The 21523-nt window shown below is 67.0% G+C and carries 19 protein-coding genes; 14 read left to right on the top strand and 5 right to left on the bottom strand.

Features of this window, described 5'->3' with window-relative positions; genetic code table 11:
* The first annotated feature begins 2 nt into the window (after positions 1–2).
* The 6 genes from RPX00_RS01675 to RPX00_RS01650 are packed head-to-tail and all read left to right on the top strand — an operon-like array spanning position 3 to position 5562.
* Positions 3–1019, top strand: coding sequence for a hypothetical protein (locus RPX00_RS01675; protein WP_406636762.1), 1017 nt, complete (start codon positions 3–5; stop codon positions 1017–1019).
* Positions 1020–1021: 2 nt separating this feature from the next.
* Positions 1022–1690 (top strand): RraA family protein, encoded by a 669-nt coding sequence (locus RPX00_RS01670; RefSeq protein ID WP_406636760.1) that lies wholly within the window; start codon positions 1022–1024, stop codon positions 1688–1690.
* Entirely contained in the window at positions 1690–2337 is a 648-nt protein-coding gene (locus RPX00_RS01665; RefSeq protein ID WP_378307082.1) for an RraA family protein, read from the top strand. The genes RPX00_RS01670 and RPX00_RS01665 overlap by 1 nt, the downstream gene beginning before the upstream one ends.
* On the top strand, positions 2334–2972 hold the full coding sequence (locus RPX00_RS01660; protein ID WP_406636758.1) for a 4-carboxy-4-hydroxy-2-oxoadipate aldolase/oxaloacetate decarboxylase: 639 nt from the start codon (positions 2334–2336) through the stop codon (positions 2970–2972). The genes RPX00_RS01665 and RPX00_RS01660 overlap by 4 nt, the downstream gene beginning before the upstream one ends.
* A 5-nt stretch (positions 2973–2977) precedes the next feature.
* Entirely contained in the window at positions 2978–3940 is a 963-nt protein-coding gene (locus tag RPX00_RS01655; protein WP_406636756.1) for a flavin reductase, read from the top strand.
* Entirely contained in the window at positions 3934–5562 is a 1629-nt protein-coding gene (locus tag RPX00_RS01650) for an FAD-dependent oxidoreductase (protein WP_406636754.1), read from the top strand. Before RPX00_RS01655 ends, RPX00_RS01650 begins: the two co-directional genes overlap by 7 nt.
* A gap of 59 nt (positions 5563–5621) precedes the next feature.
* Here the strand turns inward: RPX00_RS01650 and RPX00_RS01645 are convergent, their stop codons facing one another.
* Both RPX00_RS01645 and RPX00_RS01640 read right to left on the bottom strand, forming a co-directional pair.
* Entirely contained in the window at positions 5622–6998 is a 1377-nt protein-coding gene (locus tag RPX00_RS01645) for an aldehyde dehydrogenase family protein (protein ID WP_406636752.1), read from the bottom strand.
* 55 nt (positions 6999–7053) lie between these two features.
* Positions 7054–8205, bottom strand: a complete 1152-nt coding sequence (locus RPX00_RS01640; protein WP_406636750.1) for a PucR family transcriptional regulator — start codon at positions 8203–8205, stop codon at positions 7054–7056.
* A gap of 74 nt (positions 8206–8279) precedes the next feature.
* On the opposite strand from RPX00_RS01640, the gene RPX00_RS01635 reads away from it, so the two are divergent.
* Positions 8280–9890 (top strand): thiamine pyrophosphate-binding protein, encoded by a 1611-nt coding sequence (locus RPX00_RS01635; RefSeq protein ID WP_406636748.1) that lies wholly within the window; start codon positions 8280–8282, stop codon positions 9888–9890.
* Positions 9891–10041: 151 nt separating this feature from the next.
* Here the strand turns inward: RPX00_RS01635 and RPX00_RS01630 are convergent, their stop codons facing one another.
* A complete protein-coding gene (locus RPX00_RS01630) occupies positions 10042–11226 on the bottom strand; it encodes a M20 family metallopeptidase (RefSeq protein ID WP_406636746.1) in 1185 nt (394 codons plus the stop codon).
* A gap of 118 nt (positions 11227–11344) precedes the next feature.
* Here RPX00_RS01630 and RPX00_RS01625 point away from each other — a divergent pair, with 118 nt between their 5' ends.
* The 7 genes from RPX00_RS01625 to RPX00_RS01595 all read left to right on the top strand — a co-directional run bounded on the left by RPX00_RS01625 (position 11345) and on the right by RPX00_RS01595 (position 19397).
* Positions 11345–12067 carry a FadR/GntR family transcriptional regulator gene (locus tag RPX00_RS01625; RefSeq protein ID WP_406636744.1) on the top strand — a complete coding sequence of 241 codons (723 nt, stop codon included), beginning with the start codon at positions 11345–11347 and terminating at the stop codon, positions 12065–12067.
* Positions 12068–12154: 87 nt separating this feature from the next.
* Positions 12155–13198, top strand: a complete 1044-nt coding sequence (locus RPX00_RS01620) for a pyridoxal phosphate-dependent aminotransferase (protein WP_406636742.1) — start codon at positions 12155–12157, stop codon at positions 13196–13198.
* 160 nt (positions 13199–13358) lie between these two features.
* Positions 13359–16250 carry an extracellular solute-binding protein gene (locus RPX00_RS01615; RefSeq protein ID WP_406636740.1) on the top strand — a complete coding sequence of 964 codons (2892 nt, stop codon included), beginning with the start codon at positions 13359–13361 and terminating at the stop codon, positions 16248–16250.
* A 40-nt stretch (positions 16251–16290) separates the two neighbouring features.
* Positions 16291–17451, top strand: coding sequence for an ABC transporter ATP-binding protein (locus RPX00_RS01610; RefSeq protein WP_406636738.1), 1161 nt, complete (start codon positions 16291–16293; stop codon positions 17449–17451).
* 22 nt (positions 17452–17473) lie between these two features.
* Positions 17474–18739 (top strand): amidohydrolase family protein, encoded by a 1266-nt coding sequence (locus RPX00_RS01605; RefSeq protein ID WP_406636736.1) that lies wholly within the window; start codon positions 17474–17476, stop codon positions 18737–18739.
* Entirely contained in the window at positions 18739–19023 is a 285-nt protein-coding gene (locus RPX00_RS01600) for a hypothetical protein (protein WP_406636734.1), read from the top strand. The genes RPX00_RS01605 and RPX00_RS01600 overlap by 1 nt, the downstream gene beginning before the upstream one ends.
* Entirely contained in the window at positions 19020–19397 is a 378-nt protein-coding gene (locus RPX00_RS01595; RefSeq protein WP_406636732.1) for a Rieske (2Fe-2S) protein, read from the top strand. Before RPX00_RS01600 ends, RPX00_RS01595 begins: the two co-directional genes overlap by 4 nt.
* Before the next feature lie 18 nt (positions 19398–19415).
* On the opposite strand, the gene RPX00_RS01590 is transcribed toward RPX00_RS01595, so the two are convergent.
* Positions 19416–19883: an OsmC family protein gene (locus RPX00_RS01590; RefSeq protein ID WP_406636730.1), complete on the bottom strand. Its 468-nt coding sequence runs from the start codon at positions 19881–19883 to the stop codon at positions 19416–19418.
* Positions 19880–21268: an amino acid permease gene (locus RPX00_RS01585; RefSeq protein ID WP_406636728.1), complete on the bottom strand. Its 1389-nt coding sequence runs from the start codon at positions 21266–21268 to the stop codon at positions 19880–19882. The genes RPX00_RS01590 and RPX00_RS01585 overlap by 4 nt, the downstream gene beginning before the upstream one ends.
* Positions 21269–21523 lie beyond the last annotated feature (255 nt).

The following is a 21523-nucleotide window of genomic DNA, read 5'->3' as shown; positions in this document are numbered from 1 at the left end:
TCATGACGGAGATCGTCGCCGGATTCGGCACCTCGCACGGACCGCAGCTCAAAGCGCCGCCGCCGGCCGCCTGGGACACCCGGGGCAAGGCCGACCGCGCCAGCAAGGGGCTCAAGTTCCGCGGCGAGACCTACAGCTACGCGGAACTGCGCGAGCTGCGTGAGGATTTCTCAGCCGAGATCACCCCCGAGGTGATGGCGCGCCGCTGGGAGAGCTGCCAGCGGTCGATGGACCGGCTCGCGAGATTCATTCACAGCCAGGACGTGGACGTCCTCGTCATCGTGTCCAGCGATCACAAGGAAACCTACGGCGACGAATGGCTCGCCCCGTTCTCGGTGTTCTGGGGCGACGAGGTCGCGCACGTGCCGTTCACCCAGGCGCAGCTCGACGCGATGGCCCCCGGTCTGGCCGAGGCCGCGACCGGCGACGTCCCGGACCGCACGATCCTGCGGCCCACCCACCGCGAGCTGGGCAAGCACATCATCCAGTCCACCCAAGCCGAGGACTTCGACACCGGCGCCACCGAGGTCATCCCGGCCGGCCGGTACGAGAACCACACCATCCCGCACGGGTTCGGGTTCATCTACCAGCGGTTTCTCGGACAAGACTCGACGCTGCCGATGGTCCCGATCTTCATCAACACCTTCTGGGAGCCCAATCCGCCGGGAGCCAAACGCTGCTACGACTTCGGGCGCGCGGTCGCCAGGGCGATCCGGTCGTTCCCCGGTGACCTGCGAGTCGGCGTCGTCGCGTCCGGCGGCCTCAGCCACTTCGTGATCGATGAGAAACTTGATCAGGAGTTCCTCCAGGCACTGCGAGACCACGACGCTGAATATCTTTCGAACGTCCCGGCCACCGAGATGCGATCCGGTGCCTCCGAACTGCGCAACTGGATCGCGGTCGCCGGGATCGCCGACGAAGCCGGTCTCGCCGTGACGAGTGCCGCCTACGAGCCGTGCTACCGCACGGAAGCGGGCACCGGCAACGCGATGGGCTTCCTCACCTGGGAACGGAAGTGACCATGTCTCCCGAAGAGATCATCACCGCACTGCGCGGGCTCGACAGCTGCGCGGTTTCCGACGCACTGGACACCCTCGGCCTGCCCGGCGCGGTCACCGCCCTGAAGCCGATGTGGCCCGTGGGCACGGTCGTGGCTGGCCGGGTCCGCACAGTCACCGCCGCACCGAAAGCATCGGCTGGACCGGCGACGCACATCGCCACACCGCTGGTCGCGATCACCGAGCCGGACGACGTCGTCGTGATCGACAATCACGGCCGCACGGACGTCTCGTGCTGGGGTGGCCTGCTCGCCGAAGCCGCGGTCCTGCGCGGTGTGGCTGGCGTCATCGTGGACGGCGCCTGCCGCGACGTCCAGGAGAGCGAAGCCCTGAAGCTCCCCGTCTTCGCGCGCACCGCCGTCCCGGTGAGCGCGCGGGGCCGCATCGTGCAGGCCGCGATGGACGAGCGCGTCCAGGTCGCTGGGATCTCAGTGGCGTCCCAGGACTTCGTGCTCGCGGACGTCAACGGCGTCGTCTTCGTCGCCGCCGGAGACGCCGAACGCGTTATCGGCCTCGCGCAGCGGATTGCCGAGCGCGAAGCCCGGATGGCGGAGGCTGTTCGAGCAGGTCGTGACGTGCAAGAGGTCATGCACGATTCCCAATTCCCCACAGTCACCGCGGAGCAGCGCTGATGTCTCTTCTGGACAGGTTCGCCGTGCTCGGCACCGCGACGGTTTCCGACGCCCTCGACAAACTCAAGCGCCCGGGCAGCCTGCTCGGCCTCGCCCCGCTGGCGGACGGGCAGCGCATGATCGGCCGCGCGTTCACCGTGCGCTATGTCAGCGCGCAGGTGCCGGCCGGCACGGTCGGCGACTTCATCGACCAGGTCGAACCGGGCCAGGTGATCGTGCTCGACAACGACGGCCGCGTCGACTGCACGGTCTGGGGCGACATCCTGACCGCCGTCGCGCACCAACGCGGGATCTCCGGCACGGTCATTGAAGGGGTTTGCCGCGACACGCATCGCGCCTTGTCCATCGGCTACCCGATCTACAGCCGCGGCCGCTTCATGCGCACCGGCAAGGACCGGGTCGAGGTAGCCGAGGAGCGCGGGCCCGTGACCATCGGCGGGGTAACCGTCCGCCACGGCGACATTTTGCTCGGCGATTCGGACGGTGTCGTGGCTATTCCCGCCGACTGCGAGGACGATGTGCTGGAGGTCGCCGAAATGATCCAGGCGCGCGAAGAAGCGATCCTCGCCGCGGCCCTCGGCGGCGCGACGATCGCCGAAGCCCGCGCGAAATACGGCTACCACGATCTGCAGCGGGCGGAAGCATGACCACTTTGGACGAAGACGCCAAGGAACTCCTCACACTCGGCACGGCCACGCTGTACGAGGCTTCCGGTCTCGACTGCTTCCTGGACGCCGCGTTCCGGCCCGCCTGGGACGGCGCGCAGATCGTCGGCCGCGCGGTGCCGGTGTCCGCGCAGATCGGCGACAATCTGGCTTTGCACCACGGGATCGAGGCCGCGGGCGCTGGCGATGTACTCGTCGTCGACGCCGGTGGCGCACCGTTCGGGTACTGGGGCGAGGTGATGGCGGTCGCGGCGCAGGCACGCGGCATTCACGGCCTGGTCATCGACGGCGGTGTCCGCGACACCCAGCAGCTCGCGTCGCTCGGGTTCCCGGCGTTCAGCACGTCGATTTCGATCCGCGGCACGGTTAAGCACTGGCCGGGAACCGTCGGCCGCCCGATCACCTTGCGCGGCCGGGTGGTGCGCCGCGGCGACATCGTTGTAGCCGATCGGGACGGGATCGTCGTGCTCCCGGCGGACGAGTACGACCGAGTCCTGGCCGCGTCTCGGGTCCGGGCGGAGAAGGAAGAATCCTTTATGGACCGGCTCCGGTCCGGTGAGACCACTTTGGACGTCTACGACTTCCGTCATCTCGGCGTCCCGGACGAAGCGAGGTGAACGCCATGACCTCCGACCAGCAACGGATCGACAGTTTCCGCCAGGCCGCCGGACGATTCGCCTCCGGCGTCACAGTGGTGACCACCGCGCTCGACGGGCACCTTTACGGAATCACCGCGACCTCGTTCGTTTCCCTTTCGCTGAACCCGCTCTTGGTGACGGTCTCGATCAATGCGCACAGTCCGATTCTCGACGAGATCCGCGAAAGCGGGGTCTTCGCGATCAACGTGCTCGGGCGTCACCAGCAGGACGTGTCCGCCTGCTTCGCCCGCCGTGGACGCGGCCGGAGCAAGGAACGGTTCGACGAGGTCGAGACGCACACCGAGGCGACTGGAGCCCCGGTCGTCACCGGCGCACTGAGCTGGTTCGACTGCACCGTGCACACGATGCTGGGCGGCGGCGACCACATCATCCTCGTCGGCGAGGTGGTTGCGGCAGGCGGCGGGACCGGGCAGCCGCTGCTGTACTGGTCCGGCGAATACCGCGAACTCAGCACGGCGGAAGAAGCCGAGGCGGACATCGGCCGGATCGCGGATTCGCTTTCCATTCAGCTGCATTTGCACGGCATGCGAACCGAACAGCTGCTGGAAGCGCAGCACGCGGTCGAACCCGCGGCGGCCGCGCTCGCCGCCCGCGCGGCCGCCGACGACCAGATAGCGCAATTGCGCGCGCTGGTTGAAGAATCGGAGAAACACGTCCACGACGCCAGCCGGTACAACCCGCTGTCGCTGGAATTCCACGCCCGCCTCGGTTTGCTCAGCGGAAACCCGGCGATCGCCGCGTCGGTCGGCGCGCTCAACCGGCCGCGGGAAAGCGTGTATGCCGTGCACACCAACGCTGAGCGGGCGACCCGGGCCGTCGACGCGCACCGCCGCATCCTCCAGGCCATTGAGGACCGAGACGCGGACGCGGCCCGCCGGTTGATGACCGAGCACCTTGGCGTGGTGGCGCAAGGAATGCCGTGCTGAACGGAGAAACCATGGACGCGGACGTCCTCATCATCGGCGCTGGCCCGGTCGGCCTCGTCGCCGCGCTCGACCTGAGCAGCCGGGGCGTGTCGGTGATTGTCGTCGAGGAACGGGAATTTCTCGAACCGCCGAACGTCAAATGCAATCACGTCGCCTCGCGCACCATGGAAAGCTTCCGCCGGCTGGGGATCGCGGCCGAGGTACGCGCCGCCGGCCTGCCGCGCGACTACCCGCAGGACGTCGCGTTCCGGACTTCCCTGACCGGACGTGAACTGTCGCGCATTCCGATCCCGGCGAGCGGCGAGCGGTACACCTCACGCGTCGGTCCCGACACGAGCTGGGCCACGCCGGAGCCGCCGCACCGGATCAACCAGACGTTCCTGGAACCGATCCTCGCCCGCAACGCCGCCGCCGCGCCCGGCGTGACCCTGCTCAACCGCACCCGCTTCCACTCGGTGCGCCAGGACGAGTCATCTGTCTCGGCGGTCGTGTCCGACGGTTCGGGTGAACGTACGCTGCGCGCCCGCTACTTCATCGGTGCGGACGGCGGCCGTTCCGCGGTGCGCAAACAGATCGGCGCGAAGCTCAGCGGCGATCCGGTACTCCAGCACGTACAGTCCACCTGCATCCGCGCGCCGAAGCTGTACTCGCTGATGTCGGCGGACGAACCGCGAGCGTGGGGTTACTACACGTTCAACGCCCGCCGCGTCGGCCACGTGTACGCGATCGACGGCCACGAAACCTTCCTCGTACACACCTACCTTGCCTCGCCGGAAGAAGCCGTCGACCGGGACGAGGCGATCCGGGCTATCCTCGGCGTGGACGAGTCCTTTGAGTACGAAGTCGTGTCCAAAGAGGACTGGATCGCGCGCCGCCTGCTCGCCGACCGGTTCCGCGACCGTCGGGTGTTCCTCGCCGGGGACGCCTCCCACCTGTGGGTGCCGTTCGCGGGATTCGGGATGAACGCGGGCATCGCCGACGTGCTCAACCTGACCTGGCTGCTCGGCGCGCATCTCGGCGGCTGGGCTGAAGAAGGGATCCTCGACGCCTACGAGGCCGAGCGGCGGCCGATCACCGAACAGGTGTCGCGTTTCGCGATGGACCACCAGCGGAAACTCGCCCGGCCAGGCCTGCCCGCTGCGCTCGAAGACGACACCCCGGCTGGCGAAGCCGCCCGCGAATCCTTCGGCGCTGCGGTGCGTGCGCTGAATGAGCCGCAATTCGCTGCCGCTGGCCTGAATTATGGCTACGCGTACCACGATTCGCCAATCATCGCGTACGACGGTGAAGAAGCGCCCGGCTACACGATGGGCAGCTACACACCGTCCACTGTGCCCGGTTGTCGTGCCCCGCATTTCCTGCTTGCGGACGGATCCTCGCTGTACGACCATTTCTCGCCCGGCTACACGGCAATCACCACGGGCGGCGTTGACGTCTCGGTGCTGGCGAATGAGGCGGCAAACCGAGGGATCCCGTTCGCGGTCGTCGAAGCGGAGACGCTGCCGGACGAATATCTGTGCCCGATCACGCTGGTGCGTCAGGACCAGACAGTGGTTTGGCGAGGTGCCCCGCCCGATCGGGCGGACGCGGCCGAGTTGTGGGAAAAGCTTCGCGGCGCTTGACCCCCGGCCCCCAGTGAAGGCCTCCTCGAGGAAATCCCTCAAGGAGGCCTTCACTGGTTTCAGCGGCGGATGATTTTGCTGGCCGCCATAGCTTTAAGCCCTTCCACGCCGAATTCCAGACCGTACCCGGACGACTTCGTGCCGCCGAACGGAATCGCCGGATCGACGCCGCCGTGCTGGTTGATCCACACGGTGCCTGCCTCCAGCCGCTGCGCCACCGAGTCGGTCTCGTCGTCGTCGGCACCCCACACCGAAGCGCCCAACCCCTGGTCAGTGCCGTTGGCCCGGCGCACCGCATCGTCCACTTCGGAGTATCGGATCACTGGCAGTACCGGCCCGAACTGCTCCTCGTCGACGACCGCGGCCCCGTCCTCGACGTCCGCGATGATGGTCGGCCGGTAGAACAGCGGACCCAGTTCCGTCGCCGGCACACCGCCGGTGACGATGCGGGCACCGCGCGCACGAGCGTCCTCGACCAGCCGGGAAACGATCTCGAACTGCGCCGGATTCTGCACCGGACCGAGCCGGTTCGCCTTGTCCTGCCCCGGTCCCATCGGCGCTTTCTCGGCACGTTCGGCCAAGGCCGAGACGACATCGGCGTAGATCGATTCGTGCACGTAAAGCCGTTTGAGCGCGGCGCACACCTGGCCGGTGTTCATGAAGGCCGCCCAGAACAGCTTGTCCGCGACCGCGTCCACGTCGGTGCCGGGCAGCACGATCGCGGCGTCGTTCCCGCCCAGTTCCAGGGTGAGCCGCGCGAGGTTGCCCGCCGAGCTTTCGACGATCCGGCGGCCGGTCGCGGTCGAGCCGGTGAAGACGATCTTGGCGATCCGCGGATGCGCGGCCAGCGCGGCCCCGACCTCGCGATCGCCGGAGATCGCGGTCAGCACGTCGGCGGGGAGGTGGCGGCGGAAAATCTCCACGAGCGCGAGCACGCTCAGCGGCGTGTTCTCGGAAGGCTTGAGCACCACGGTATTTCCCATCCGCAATGCGGGCGCGACGTGCCAGACGGCGATCATCACCGGGAAGTTCCACGGCCCGATCGACGCGACCACGCCGAGCGGAACGTAATGCTGCTCTGCCCCGTCCGGCAGCGGCTGCGGTTCCAGCACGGTGTCCGCCGCGGCTCGGAGCCAGTGCGCCGCACCGTGCGCTTCACCGGCACCGCCCGCCTTGCCCTGCTCGGCGGTGATGATCTCGCCGAGTTCTTCGGCCTGCGCGTCGATGTCGTCCGCGATGAGGTGCAGGAGCCGTGAGCGCTCGGCGTGTCCCAGCGCGGCCCATGCAGGCTGCGCCGTTGCGGCAGCGGCGATCGCGGCGTTCAGGTCGTCGACCGTCTGCACCGGTGCGTGGCCGACGACCTCCCGCGTCGCGGCGTCCTGGATCGGCCGCCCGCGGTCGTCGGCGACCGAGACGGTGGTCAGCAGTGCGTTCATGCGGGACCCTTCCGTAAAAGTTTACATTGAATATAGTCAATTAGCGACGCTGGGGCTAGCGGAGACCGGCGAGCGTCGCGATCCGCAGTCCGGTGTGGAGTTCGCGGCGCACCTTCCCGTCGGTGAGATCGACGTCGGCGACCGCGCGCACGCGATCCAGCCGGTAGTAGAGGGTGCTGCGGTGGACGTGCAGGGCCAGCGCGGTGCGTTGCGCGTCGCAGCCGCAGTCGAGGTAGGTCTCCAGGGTCTGCGCGAGGTCCGGTCCGGATTGCGCGTCGAGCAATCGGCGGACGGCGTCGGGGAGATCGGCGACCGCGAGGTCTTCGAGGGGGAGTTGCAGCAGCAGCCGGTCCAAGCCCAGCTCCGACCAGCGGACCACGTGGCCGCTATCGCTGCCGCGCAAGGCGATCCGGGCTTCCCGTAGCGACCGGTGCACGCCGGACAGCGGCGCGTGCGCTCCGCCGACGCCGGCGTGTAGCCCGGAAAACGCCGGCTGCGCAAGGAGGTCCGACAGTCGTTCGGTGTCGATCTCGTACGGCACCAGCAGGATGGCTTCGCTGCCGAGCACCGCGCCAACCGCTTTCAAGGTGGGAAAGACCGGGATGCTCGACAACGCCCGGTCCAGCACGAGCCGGAGCGTCGCCGAACTGGGCTCGGCCCGCGGCGGGGTCGCGATCGAAATCACTGTGTAGTGCGGGACCGGGGAGAGGAGACCACTCGCCAGCAGCTCGTCGGCGGCCCGGACGCGCTGGTCGTCGTTGCCTTCAAGGAGTGCGTCGAGCAGGCGTCGCGCACGGTCCTCGTCCTCCCGGTTGCCGAGCGCCATGGCGGCCAGCAGCAAGCCGATCTGTGCCCGGCGGTCACGCAGCTCGTCGTCGTCCTCGTAAGCGGACTCGTCGTCCTCGGGGATGGTCGAAGACAGGTAGCCGACGAGCCGCCCCTCGTGCCGGACCGGCGCGACCAGCCGGGACTGCCCGCCGTCGAGCGGCGGAATCCGCACCGGCTCCCGTGCCTGGCCGACCCGATAGTCCCGAATGGACTCCCGGGCGCGCGAAGATCCTTTGTGGGACAGGATGATCGCCAGCCGGGCGTGGTCGACGTCCTGGTCGTGCACGCTGAACGCGATGACGGTGAAGTCGACGTCGAACACGATGATCGGCCGCCCGAGCCGGTCGGCGTAGGCCTGCACCTGTCCTTCGAGAGTCATGCTCGCCGCCTCCATTGCCAGCTGCCGGAGATTTGATCTATATTCATTATAGACATTTGACGAGAGGGATCCGCATGGCACAGATGACAGGCGGTGACGCGCTCGCCAGGGCGCTCATCAGCGAGGGCGTCGACACGGTCTTCGGCATTCCCGGGGTCCAGCTGGACGGGCTCACCGACGGCATGTACCGCAAGCAGGACGAGCTGGAACTCGTCGTCCCCCGGCACGAGCAGGCGACCAGCTACATGGCGGACGGCTACTACCGCGCGTCCGGCCGGCCGGGCGTGGCGATGGTCGTTCCCGGGCCCGGCGTGCTGAATGCCGGCGCCGGGATGGCGACGGCGTACGCGTGCTCGTCGCAGGTGATGCTGCTGGCCGGGACGATCCCGTCGCCGCTCGTCGGTGGCGGACTTGGTGCGCTGCATGAGATTCCGCGGCAGACGGACACCGTGCAGGGGCTGACCAAATGGTCCGCGCGGCCTAAGCGGGTCGAGGAGATTCCGGATCTCGTGCACGAGGGGTTCCGGCAGATGCGGACTGGGCGGCCGCGGCCGGTTGCGTTGGAATTGGGGCCGGATCTGTTGCATGCGGTCGCGGATCTGAAGCCGGGCGAGCCGTTTGGGGTGCGGGAGCCGGAAGCGCCGGAGCGGGATGTTGTCGAGCTTGCACGGTTGTTGTCGGCTAGTGAGCGGCCGGTGATCCATGTTGGTGGCGGGATGCGGGATCCTCGTGCGTTCAAGCTGTTGGCTCGGTTGGCTGAGTTGCTGGACGCGCCGGTGGTGATGAGCGAGAACGGGCGCGGGGCGATTGATGCTCGGGATCCGCATGCGTTGCCTGCGTTCGCCTTGTGGGAGTTGCGTTCTACGGCGGATCTTGTGGTTTCGTTTGGCAGCCGGTTCTTGACGCCGTTTGGGCAGCAGTTGAATGTGGGGGAGGCTCGGCTTGCGTTGGTGAATATTGACGCGGCTGATCTTCGGGAGCCTCGGCGGCCGGATCTGGCGGTTAATGCTGATGCGGTGGCTGTGTTGACTGCCTTGGTTGAGCGGCTCTCACCGCGTGTCACGTGGGGTTCGGAGTTGGCTCGGCTGCGGGAGGACTGTGAGGCTCGGATTCGGAAGCAGGCTGGGCCGCAGATGGAGTTCGTCGATGCGATCCGGGCGGCGTTGCCCGAGGATGGGGTTTATGTCAATGAGTTGACGCAGATCGGGTATGTGTCGACGTATGGGTTTCCGGTGCGGGCGCCGCGGTCGTACGTGTGGCCCGGCTACCAGGGGACGCTTGGGTATGCGATGCCGACTGCGCTTGGTGCTGCGGTGGGGTCGGGCGGGCGTCCGGTTGTTGCGGTGACTGGCGATGGGGGGATTGGCTGGTCGATGCAGGAGTTCGCTACGGCGAAGAAGTATGGGATTCCGTTGGTGACCGTGTTGTTTGAGGATTCGCGGTTTGGGAATGTGTGGCGGATTCAGCGGGATACCTACGGTGGGCGGTTCATCGGGTCTGATTTGACTAATCCTGATTTTGGGTTGCTTGCGCGGGCGTTTGGGTTGGATTTTGCGCTCGCTGAGGATGCTGCGGCGGTGGAGAAGCAGGTGGCTGCGGCGATTGCTGCGCGTCGTCCGGCGATTGTTAAGGTGCCGGTGGATGTTTTTCCGTCGCCTTGGCCGTTGATTCACGAGAAGCATTGAGTGGCGTGGGGCACCCCGAAGCCCAATTGTGCTGACGGTCGGTGGGTGCTTGTCAAGGCGGGAAAGATGCCTTGACAAGCACCCACCGACCGCAGGGCGGCTTCGTATCGGGGTGCGGGGGAGGGGCTGGGTGCCTCGATGAGTTGGGTGGTTAGCTCACGTGGCTTAAGGCTAGGGCGGCTAGGGCTGCGGACTGGTCGCTTAGGACGTTGTCGTCGAAGATTGCGCGTGGGGAGTGGTTCATCTCCGCTGTGTCTGGGTCTGTCCCGTTTGGGGTGGTGCCTAGGAAGATGAAGGCGCCGGGGACTTTGTTCAGTACTGCGGAGAAGCTCTCCGAAGCCATCACCGGGTGCTCTAGTTGCACTGCCCGTTCCGTGCCGAACAGGTCGCCTAGCAGGGTCAGCGCATGGGTCGCCGCCTTCGGGTCGTTCTTGGTGACTGGGTAGACCGTCCGGAATTCCGCTTCTGCGCGGCAGCCGAACGCCGACGCGATCCCATCCGCCAGCGAGGGCAGTTCTTGGGCCAGAATCTCCACGCTCTCCGCCGAAAGCGCGCGAATCGTCGCAGCGAGCGTCGCCTCGTCGGGGATGGCGTTGATGATCTCGCTCGCCTGCATTTTGGTCACCGACAGCACCACCGGATCGAACACCGGGAACCGCCGCGTGACATACGTGTGCAGGGCCGAAATGATCTGTGCCGCAGCCGGAACCGGGTCCACTGCCTGGTGCGGCCGTGAACCGTGTCCGCTCCGGCCTAGTACGCGCACGGTCAGGCTGCTGGCCCCGGCCATGATCGAGCCGGGGCGGGTCGTGAAGACGCCAGCTCGGCCGGGCAGGACGTGAATGCCATACGCGGCCTCGACGTCCGTAAGCACTCCCTCGTCGATCAGTCGTTGTGCGCCGCCGCCTGCTTCTTCGCCTGGCTCGAACATGAATATCACCGAGCCGGCGATCTCGTCGCGGCGTGCGTTAAGCAGTTTCGCTGCGCCGACGAGAGCGGCGGTGTGCAGGTCGTGTCCGCAGGCGTGCATCAGGCCGGGGGTCTGGGACGCGAATGGCAGACCGGTCTCTTCCGTCACACGCAGGGCGTCCATGTCCGCGCGCAGCAAGACCGATGGCCCGGGTCGCGTGCCGCGGAGTACTGCGACGATTGACGTGAAATCGTGCGGGCCGGGGGTGACTTCCAGGTCCAGGTCGGCCATCGCGGCCAGCACGGTTCGCTGGGTCTGGGGAAGGGCGAACCCGGCTTCCGGCCGCGCGTGCAAGGTTCGGCGGAGGGCGGCCAGGTCGGGCTGGAGGGCGGCGGAGTCGGCGAGAATCGAGGCGGTGACCGGCATGGGGGCTCCTTGGACACGGTGCGTGCCGCGCTGGTGACGCAAGCGTCTAATGTCTACAATCAATATAGACGATGCCGGGTTTTCGGGGTTCCGGTGCGCCTCTAATCTGTCACTACGCGTGACCCGCGACGTCACCGGACCGAGTACCTCGGAGGACTCCTTGCCGCAGATCACGAACACCGCCGCCGCCGTTCAGGTCGCTCGCGCGCTCGAGGACGAGATCGTCTCGGAGGGCTGGAGCGCCGGGCACTTCGTCGGGCGCCGCCAGGAGTTGATGGCGCGCTTCGGGGTCGCGCCGGCCACGCTCAGCGAGGCGATCCAGCTGTTGCGCGCCCGCGGCATCGTCGACGCGAAGCCGGGCCCGGGCGGCGGGATCTTCGTCGCGACGCGCTCGCCGTTCACGCACCTGAGCGACCAGCTCCTCCAGTTGCGCGAAGGAAAGGCGACGGTGGAGAACTGCCTGCGCGTGCTCGACGCGCTCGACGGTTCAGTGCTGCACGACGCGGTCGAGAACGCCAGCGACGAGGACATCGCCGACATCGCAGCATGCGCCGAGACGCTGAAGGCGGCCTGGGATTCCGCAGAGGCACCCACCGCGATCTGGGCGCTGCACGCGCGGATCGCCCAGGTGTCGCCGAATGAGCTTTTGCGCAGCCTGTACACGAATCTCGTCGACTACATCATCGCCGCGCGGCTCGAAGGCGTCACGGCACCGACCACCCAAGAGCGCCTGCGGACGCATCTCGACTTCGCCGAGGCCGTCGTCCAGCGCGATCACCAGCTGGCGGAGTCGGCGATCGCGCGGCATCGCCGTCCCGCGGTGGCGTCCCGGCCCTCCTGAACTCTCAAGCCGGAGAACTGATGGATGTACACGCGCTCATAATTATGTATATTCATTACAGTTAATCATCCGGCTTGAGGAGGATGCATGCTGCTCCGCAGTGTGGTCGACCGCGTGCTCGCCGCTCCCGATCGCTCGTCCCGCGGTGCGCAGCCGCCGATCCGCTTGTCGCAGAACGAAATGCCGTGGGCGCCCGCCGACGTCATCGTCGCCGCGATGACCGAAGCGGCCCGGAACGCCCACCGCTACCCCGATTACCACCGTTCCGCAGCCCGCGCCGCCGTCGCCGAGGCGATGGGACTGGACGCGGGGCGCATCGCGATCGACAACGGTTCCGGCACTCTGCTGCACGCGCTCGCCCGGCTGGTCTGCGAACCCGGCGTGCACGGCGTGCGCCCGGCACCGTCCTTCGAGGCGTATGCGGCCGCGCTTTCGCTGGCCGGCGCGGAGTCCACAGAGGTCGGTCTCGACGCGAACGGCGCGATGGATCTCGGCGCGATGCTCGCCGCGGTCGGCCCGGAAACCCGCATTGTCTACCTCTGCAATCCCAACAACCCGACCGGCGGGATGCGCGGGCTCGAGGATATCCGGGACTTCCTGAAAAGCGTCCCGTCGAGCGTGCTGGTTGTTGTCGACGAGGCGTACCGCGAGTTCGTGTCCGCTGAACCAGTGGACGCGACTGTCAGCTTGCTCGACGAGTTCGAAAATCTCGTGCTGCTGCGGACACTGTCCAAAGCGCACGGTTTGGCGGGAATCCGCGTCGGATATGCCGCTGCCGCACCGCGTATCGCCGAGGCGCTGCGACGCACCTCCGTCGGATTCGCGCTCAACAGCGTGGCCGAAGCGGCGGTCATCGCGGCGCTGGGGCCCGAAGGATTGGCTGTGGCGAAGGAAAGAACCGCTGTCATCGTCTCGGAGCGCGTCCGCGTCGAGGCCGCATTGACCGCGGCGAACGTCGCGTTCATCCCGAGTCAGGCGAATTTCCTTTTCCTGCCTGGGGACGCGGCGGAGCTGCTGTCCCGTTTGGAGGGTCGCGGCGTGCTCGCCCGGCCGTTCCCGAAGGCGGGCGGCGCGCGGGTGACGATCGGGCTGCCCGAGGAAAACGACGCGGTGCTCGCCGCCCTGATCTGATCAGCGGTTTCCTCCGACACCGTGTCGGAGGAAACCGGAAGGACTTCGGAGAGCCGCTCGAAGAGCCGCCGCACCCGAGTTCTTACGCTAGCCGGCAGGACGGACGGAGCGGTTCGTCCGCGCGGCGGGTAACCGATCGCTCGCAGGAAGGAACGGTGCAGTGACCGAGCGCCTATTCGAGCACGACCGGCGGGCATCGATGCGCCGCTCGGTGACCGGCGGTGTGCTCAAAGCGACCCTGCTCGCCGGGCTCACCCTGATTTTCGTCTATCCGGTCGCGATGATCGTGCTCGGCGCCTTCCGCGACGGGCTGCCCTCGGACAACATGCCGTTCACGATGAGCGGCCTGCTCGAGGCGTTCGGGTCCGGGGAAACCTGGCACACGCTGTGGAACTCGATCCTGCTGGTCGTCGTGTGCGGCACGATCTCGGTTGCCGGCGGCGGGCTGTTCGCCTGGATCGCGGCCAACACGAACGTCCCCGGCCGCAAGCTGCTCACGCCGATCATGGTGATCAACCTCTTCGTCCCGCCGCTGTTTCACACCCTCGGCTGGATCATGCTCGGCAACGCGCAGAACGGCCTGCTCAACCAGCTCGGCCGCGAACTCGGCACGCACGGCCCGCTGATCAACATCCAGGGCTGGGGCGGGCTGATCCTGCTGACCTCGCTGGGCTACATGCCGTTCGCGTACCTGCTGCTGCTCGGCGCGTTCAAGAACCGCGACCAGTCGCTCGACGAGGCCGCCGCGATCAGCGGTGCGGGCACGGTGCGGACGTTCTTCACGATCACCATCCCCTCGGTCGGCCCGGCGATCACCGGCGCGGCCCTGCTGATCGCGGTGCTGGTGTTCCAGTCGTTCGACGGACCGCAGCTGATCGGGCGGCAGGCGGGCATCTACGTCTTCTCGACGCAGATCTACCACTACGTCCGGGACGAGGCTCCCGCCGAGTACACCAAGGCGTTCGCCCTGTCCCTCGTGCTGATCCTGTTGGTGCTGCTGCTTTTCCTCGCCCAGCGCTGGATGCTGCGCGGCCGCAGCTTCACCACGCTCACCGGGAAGACGTCGCGGCGCGATCCGCAGGAGCTGGGCCCGATCCGGTGGGTGCTGTCCGCGCTGATCGTCGTGGTGGTGCTGCTGAACTTCCTGCTGCCGCTGTTCGCGATGGTGCTCGGCAGCCTCCAGCCGATCTTCGGGGTGATGAGCACCGGGCTGACCCTGGACAACTACGTCACGATGCTCACCGACCCGCAGTTCAGCGCGAGCCTGGCGCTCACCGCGTGGCTGGCGGTCATCGGCGGCTTCGGCTCGATCTCGATCGCGCTGCTCACCACGTACGTCACCGCGCGGCGCAGGGGATTCCTCCGGAGCTACACCTCGTTCGCCGTCTGGATTCCGTGGGCGCTGCCCGGCGTCGTGCTCGGCCTCGCGTACATGTTCGCGGTGCTCTACCTCCCTGCCTTCCGCGGGCTGTACGGCTCGGCGTTCCTGATGACGCTCGTGCTCGTCGTCGCCACGATCCCGGTGTCCAGCCGGATCGCCGAGGGCGCGCTGGCCCAGCTGTCGCCCGAACTGGAGGAGGCGGGCCGGATGTCCGGCGCGAGCGCGGGCCGGGTGCTGGTGACCATCGTGCTGCGCCTGGTGATCCCGAGCTTCCTGGCCGGCTGGTTCCTGTCCGCGCTGTTCATCTCGGGCAACCTCGCGGTGCCGATGCTGCTCGCCCCGCCCGGGCTGGAACCGGTTTCGCTGACCGCCTTCCAGCAGTTCCTCACCGGCGAGATGTCCCGCGGCGCGGCGCTGTTCATGATCATCCTGATCGCCGCGTTCGTCGTGCTGGCGCTCGCCGCGGTGTCCGTCAAACTCGGCGGCCGGATTCTCGGCCGCGACCGTTCCGCAGGTCCGCTCTCCCGCCTCACCCCTGACCAGAGAGGAAGAACAATGAGGTTCTCCCGTACGAAACTGCGCGCGCCCGCGCTGGCGCTCACCGCCGGCCTGCTCGCCGCGCTCACCGCCTGCGCGTCGGCGGGCGCGACCAAATCGAGCACGCCGATCGAGGTCCCCGGCGCGTCCGCGGCGGCCAACAAGTACATGAACGAGCTGTACGACAAGGCGTTCGCGGCCAACCACACCCAGCTCGTGCTGTACGGGCCGGGCGTGACCGCGAACCAGGCGCTGAACGACGTGTTCGCCAAGCGCTTCCCCGGGATCCGGCTGCTCCCGCAGGACCAGGCGGACGCGCAGATCCTCACCAAACTCGACACCGAGGCACAGAGCGGCAACCGGATCGCGGACGTCTACGTCGGCGGCGAATCGCCCCAGGCCGCCGCGAAGCCGAACATCTGCGCGCCCGCGGACGTGCGCACCGCCGACCCCGGGTTCAAGGTGCCGACCGACAACGACGGCAGGCTCACCTACTTCGCCTTGCGCTACTTCGGGTTCGTCTACAACACCGACCAGGTGCAGAAGCAGGACGCGCCGAAGAACTGGCACGATCTGCTCGACCCGAAGTGGAAGGGCAAGATCGCGGTCGGCGACATGACCGTCCCCGGCGGCATCCGCTACATCCTGGAATCGCTGATGCTGCCGGAGAACGAGCAGAAGTGGGGCCGCTCCTACCTGGAGAAGCTGGCCGCGCAGGACCTGCAGATCTCGCAGTCCGAGCCGATGGTGCCCACCGACGTCGCCAGCGGCCGGTTCCCGGTCGGCATCGCCGTCTACCAAGGCTACTACGAGGCGCAGAAGCAGAAGGGCGCGCCGATCGACATGGTGTTCCCGCTGGCCGACGGCGGGAACTACATGGCGCGGTCGGCGCTGTGCCTGATCAAGGACGCGCCGCACGCCGAGGCCGCGCAGCTGTACGTCAACTGGCTGTACTCGCCGGAGGGCCAGAAAGCGCTGGCGGAGAAGGACAATTCCTACGGCCGCACCCCGACCGCGCCCGGACCGCCCGGACTGCCGTCGCTGGACAAGCTGCCGCGGCTGCCGTTCTCGAACCCGGACCCCGCGTTCAACAAGCCCTACTTCGACTTCATCACCAAGGCGTTCAAGAAGTAACGCCGCCCGTCCCCCGGCCGGAGAGAAAGCGCAGGTCACCATGACCGAAGTCCAGGTATCCGGACTCACCAAGAAGTACGGCGCGAAGGCGGCGCTGCACGAACTGGACCTCACGATCGAGTCCGGGCAGTTCGTGACGCTGCTCGGCCCGTCGGGCTGCGGCAAGACGACCACGTTGCGCTGCCTGGCCGGGCTGGAGCGGCCGACCTCGGGCCGGATCGTCATGGGCGACCGGGTCGTGGTCGACACCGCGCGGCGCACGTTCGTGCCCGCCGACAAACGCCAGGTCGGCATGGTGTTCCAGAGCTACGCGCTCTGGCCGCACCTGAGCGTCACGGACAACGTCGCGTACCCGCTGAAGGTCGCCCGGATGCCCGGCCGGGAGCGTGCGCAGCGGGTGCAGGAGATGCTGGACGCGGTCGGTCTTTCCGATCTCGGGAAGCGTTCGGTCACCGCCTTGTCGGGCGGCCAGCAGCAGCGCGTGGCGCTTGCTCGCGCGCTGGCCGCCCGGCCGGGGATCATCTTCTACGACGAGCCGCTGTCCAATTTGGACAGCAAACTGCGGTACCAGATGGGCCAGCAGGTGCGGTCGCTGCACAACCGGTTCGAGACGACGTCGGTCTACGTGACGCACGACCAGGAGGAAGCGATCACGCTGTCCGACCGGATCATCGTGATGAGCGAGGGCGTCATCGTCCAGTCCGGTACGCCGAGCGACCTGTACGACCGCCCGAATTCGGCGTATGTCGCGGATTTCATGGGCTTTCAGAACATCCTGCCCGGCACTGTCACCGGCGTGCACGGCAAGACCGCCGAGGTGCGCGTCGATGACACCTCGCTGGTCTTCTCCGGCATCACGACCGGCGAGGTTTCTCTGGGCGACCGCGCCGACATCGCGTTCCGCGCGGCACACGCCCGGCTGTGTCCGGACGGCTCCGGTGTTGGGAAGTTCCGCGGCATTGTCGAGCGCACCACGTATCTCGGCAGCGCCGTCAACCTCCTCGTCCGCGCGGACGGTCTCCCGATGCGCGTGCGCACCGAAACGGCCGAGCTGTCCGCGGAATCCGTACCCGCGGCCGGTGAGGAACACACCTTCGCGGTGAGCCCGGACCGCGCCGTCGTCATCCCGCACGAGAACGCGGCCCCGGCCGACGACGACTACCTGACCACGATGACCGATGCCGCCGTCGCGCCCCGCTGACGCCGGACGAAGGGAAGAATCCGTGCCCGACCTAGCCACCCCTCGCTCCGACGGGCCGAGGATCCGGGAACTCGCCGAGATCGGCGGGCGCACCGACACCCGCGACGTCCTCGCCCACGCCACCAAACAGGCCGAGCGGGAGTACGACGACTACTTCATCGTCGACATCGACGCGCACGTCTCGGAGGACCATTTCTGGGGCGAGGTGCTGGAACTCATCGACAACGATGTGTGGCGGCAGATCGGGATGGACCAGTTCGGGAAATTCGCCGGAAACAACGCGCTGCTGAACATCCAGCCGGGGATGTCGCACCAAAGCGTCGGCGGGCGGATCGGGCATCAGGGGCGGAAGGAACCGCTGGACGGGGTGTCCGGACATCCGTTCGTCGCCGCCGCCCGGCGCGGGATGGACGCGATGGGACTGGACTACCAGGTCGTGTTCCCGAGCGCGATGTTGCTGCTGGGCATGCATCCGCAGGACGAGATCGAGGTGGTGCTCGGGCGGGCGTTCAACCGGTGGCTGACCGAGGTGGTGCTGCCGCAGGACGATCGGCTCAAGGGGATGTTGTACCTGCCGTACAACACTCCGGAGGTGTGCGAGGAGCTGGTCGAGAAGTATGCCGATAACGACGGGATTATCGGGTACACGGTGTGCTCTACGCGGAACAACCCGGTGCATTCGGATGTTTATACGCGGTTGTATCAGCTGATTGAAGACAGCGGTAAGCCGCTCGCCTTCCACTCCGGGTATCACTGGGGCGATCCGTCCTTTGCTCAGCTGAACCGGTTCCTGTCGATGCATGCGCTGTCGTTCACGCATTACAACCAGATCCACGTGACGAACTGGATCATCAACGCGATGCCGGAGCGGTTTCCCCGGTTGAAGATGGTCTGGGTGGAGAGCGGTCTCGCCTGGATTCCGTTCCTCATGCAGCGGCTTGACCACGAGGTGCTGATGCGGCCCAGTGAGGCTCCTGGGCTGACTCGGTTGCCCAGTGAGTACATGAAGGACATGTGGTACACCAGCCAGCCGATGGAGCGGACCAGCATGGAACTGCTGGAAGCCGGGATGAAGGCGTTCAACGCGGAGACGCAGTTGCTGTATTCTTCGGACTGGCCGCATTGGGATTGGGACGCGCCGTCTACTATTACGCGGCTGCCGTTTCTTTCTGAGCAGGCTAAGCGGAATATTCTGGGTCTTAATGCTGCTCGGGTTTTCAATCTTCCTACTGACCGCCGGAAGCCCGCCGCGGCGAGTGTGCTTCGTGACCGGCCTGGGGTGTCGTGATGACTGCTGAATTGTCTTCGCTGGTGTCTCGGTTGGGTGAGGTGACTTCCGAGATCACTGCACAGGACGGTGCTGCTGCGGTTGCTGATGAAGAGATCGCTGAGTTGCTGTATGCGGCGGCGCGGTTGTTCTCGGCTAAGACTGATCGGGTGGGGAAGATCGCTTGGCCGGTTCGGGAGGATGCGCTTACTGCTACTGAGACTGTTGTCCTGGTGACGGCGTTGCTGGATGCGGCTGATGTGAATCTCTTTGATATGGCGATTTGGTATCGGAGGGCGGAATGAGCGCCGTGCGGCGGGATGTTGTGGTGGCTCGTCTTTCCGATCTTCAGGCGCGGGAGCGGATTGTGGTTGAGGTGGACGGGGTGGAGGTGGGGCTTTACTTCCATGCCGGGGAGGTGCGGGCTTGGCATAACGTGTGCCCGCATCAGGGCGGCCCAGTGTGCCAAGGGAAGATCATGCCCCGCACGATCCAGCCGGTGCGCGAGGACCGGAAAAGCAGCGGGCCCGCGTTTCATGCGGCGGATCGGAATATCGTTTGTCCTTGGCATGGGTTCGAGTTCGATGTCCTGACCGGACGGCATCCCGCGCAGGCCCGGGTGGGCCTGCGCGGAATCCCCGTGCGAGTGGAAGGCGACGACGTGCTCGTGACCCTCTGACCGGCGGATCGTTCCCGGTCAGCGCACGGTCGGCCGATGGCTGACCGGGAAGGCGACCGAGTTGGCGATGAAGCACTTCTGGTGCGCGGTATCGTGCAGTTCCACGGCCTTGTCGATCATGTCCGGTTCCGCGACCGTCACCTCCGGCTGGAGCACGACCTCGACGAACCGGCCGCCGTTGCCCGGTTCCTCGCGCATGATGCCGCAGGCGGCGTCGGAATAGGCGGTGACCACGACCCCGGCGCGGGTGCACTCGGCGAGATAGGTCAGCAGGTGGCATTCCGAGAGCGAAGCGACGAGCAGTTCCTCCGGATTCCACCGGTCGGCGGTGCCGCGGAACGCCGGGTCGGCGGTGGCCTTCACCGGCGGCTTCCCCTCGGCGAGGATGTCGTGGTCGCGACCGTAGCCGCGGTAGGTCGCGGTTCCGGTCCCGGTGTTGCCCGTCCAGCGCACCGTCACCTGGTAGCCGTGTTCCTTGTTGTTCATGCTTCTCCTTGGGTTGTTTTCAGCGGGTGCGAGCCGGAAGCGCGGGAGCGCAGAATCCGGCGGCGGATCAGGAAGACGGCGAAGGTCACCGCCCAGGCGGCAAGGCCGAGGACGAGCTGTGACCGGGTTTCCGCGCCGAGCCCGATCAGCACCAGGATCAGTGCGATCGCGACCACGGTCAGGATCGAAAGCCAGGGGAAGAACCACATTTTCAGGGTCAGGTCCTTCTCCGGAGTGCGACGCCGCAGGACGATCTGCGACAAGCACATCAACAGGTAGACGAAAAGAATCAGCGCGCCGGACGAGTTCAGCAGAAAGAGGAAAACGGTGTCCGGCGAGATCGCGGCGGCGACGACCGACAGGAACCCGACGAACGTGGAGACCAGGATCGCCCGCACCGGAACCCGGCGCTTGTTCAGGGCGACCAGCCAGGACGGCGCTTCGTTCCGGCGGGCGAGCACGAACAGCATCCTGGACGAGGTGAAGATCGCGGAGTTCATGCACGAGAGCACGGAGACGAGGATGAGGCCGTTCATGATGTTCGCCGCGTAGGGAATCCCGAGCACGTTCATCGCGGCGACGAACGGCGATTCCCCTGGCTTGACCGAGTTCCACGGCACGATGACCGCGAGCAGGAAGACGGCCCCGACGTAGAACACGATGAGCCGGTAGATCACGGATTTGGTCGCCTTGCTCACCGAGAAGACCGGATCCGCGGACTCGGCGGCCGCGATGGTCGCGATCTCCGGCCCCATCATGCCGAACATCACCACGACGATGGTGCTGAACAGGGACGGCACGCCGCCCGGCAGGAAGCCGCCGTGGCTGGTGAGATTGCTGAAGTCCAGCGAATGCCCCGGCCACAGCCCCACCGCGAACGTCCCGGCGAGCACGATGAACACGGCGATCGCCGCGACCTTGATGCCGGCGAACCAGAACTCGAATTCCCCGAACGACGTGACGGACACCAGATTCGAAATCGTCAGCGCGCTCATCAGGACGAGGCTGAGCACCCAAAGCGGGAGGTCGATCCAATACCGCACGATCGCCGCGCCCGCGACGGCCTCGAATCCGACGACGATCACCCGGACATACCAGTACAGCCACCCGGAACAGAACCCCGCCCATTCGCCGAGAGCCTCGCGCGAATAGTCGACGAACGAACCGGTCGACGGATTCGCGACCGCCATTTCGCCCAGCATGCGCATCGCCAGCACGACGACGAGGCCCGCCAGCAGATACGAAACGAAGGCGGCGGGCCCCGCCGAGGCGAGCACCGATCCCGAGCCGACGAACAGACCGGCTCCGATGATGCCGCCCAGAGCGATCATGGTGACGTGCCGGTTGCGCAGGCCCGGCTTGAGCCCGTGATCCGTACTGGTCATGTCTCTGCCCTTTCCGCTCGCGGCGACCCCAGCGCCGATGCTGCGGCGGCCCCGTGGCGGGGAACAGGACAGCACGTGAAGGTATCCCAGTCAATATCCCAAGCGAGATGCAAAGAAAGATCCTCGTGGGTGTTCTGCTGGAATCGCAGGTCAGAAGGCTGCTGCTGACCTTGCGCACGGAGTGTGGCCGGGTCTCCTGCCGGGGCGGGCGCGGGGTACGACCGGATCGATGGTGCGGTGAGGGGAGGGCTGCAG

Source organism: Amycolatopsis sp. WGS_07, from assembly GCF_045278895.1.
Lineage (GTDB): Bacteria > Actinomycetota > Actinomycetes > Mycobacteriales > Pseudonocardiaceae > Amycolatopsis.
This window is presented reverse-complemented; position numbering and strand designations above follow the sequence as displayed.

Excerpts from the sequence above, each read along its gene's own strand:
- RPX00_RS01675 (WP_406636762.1), top strand. The coding sequence starts at position 3 with ATGACGGAGATCGTCGCCGGATTCGGCACCTCGCACGGACCGCAGCTC.
- RPX00_RS01670 (WP_406636760.1), top strand. The coding sequence starts at position 1,022 with ATGTCTCCCGAAGAGATCATCACCGCACTGCGCGGGCTCGACAGCTGC.
- RPX00_RS01665 (WP_378307082.1), top strand. The coding sequence starts at position 1,690 with ATGTCTCTTCTGGACAGGTTCGCCGTGCTCGGCACCGCGACGGTTTCC.
- RPX00_RS01660 (WP_406636758.1), top strand. The coding sequence starts at position 2,334 with ATGACCACTTTGGACGAAGACGCCAAGGAACTCCTCACACTCGGCACG.
- RPX00_RS01655 (WP_406636756.1), top strand. The coding sequence starts at position 2,978 with ATGACCTCCGACCAGCAACGGATCGACAGTTTCCGCCAGGCCGCCGGA.
- RPX00_RS01645 (WP_406636752.1), bottom strand. The coding sequence starts at position 6,998 with ATGAACGCACTGCTGACCACCGTCTCGGTCGCCGACGACCGCGGGCGG.
- RPX00_RS01640 (WP_406636750.1), bottom strand. The coding sequence starts at position 8,205 with ATGACTCTCGAAGGACAGGTGCAGGCCTACGCCGACCGGCTCGGGCGG.
- RPX00_RS01635 (WP_406636748.1), top strand. The coding sequence starts at position 8,280 with ATGGCACAGATGACAGGCGGTGACGCGCTCGCCAGGGCGCTCATCAGC.
- RPX00_RS01630 (WP_406636746.1), bottom strand. The coding sequence starts at position 11,226 with ATGCCGGTCACCGCCTCGATTCTCGCCGACTCCGCCGCCCTCCAGCCC.
- RPX00_RS01620 (WP_406636742.1), top strand. The coding sequence starts at position 12,155 with ATGCTGCTCCGCAGTGTGGTCGACCGCGTGCTCGCCGCTCCCGATCGC.
- RPX00_RS01610 (WP_406636738.1), top strand. The coding sequence starts at position 16,291 with ATGACCGAAGTCCAGGTATCCGGACTCACCAAGAAGTACGGCGCGAAG.
- RPX00_RS01600 (WP_406636734.1), top strand. The coding sequence starts at position 18,739 with ATGACTGCTGAATTGTCTTCGCTGGTGTCTCGGTTGGGTGAGGTGACT.
- RPX00_RS01595 (WP_406636732.1), top strand. The coding sequence starts at position 19,020 with ATGAGCGCCGTGCGGCGGGATGTTGTGGTGGCTCGTCTTTCCGATCTT.
- RPX00_RS01590 (WP_406636730.1), bottom strand. The coding sequence starts at position 19,883 with ATGAACAACAAGGAACACGGCTACCAGGTGACGGTGCGCTGGACGGGC.
- RPX00_RS01585 (WP_406636728.1), bottom strand. The coding sequence starts at position 21,268 with ATGACCAGTACGGATCACGGGCTCAAGCCGGGCCTGCGCAACCGGCAC.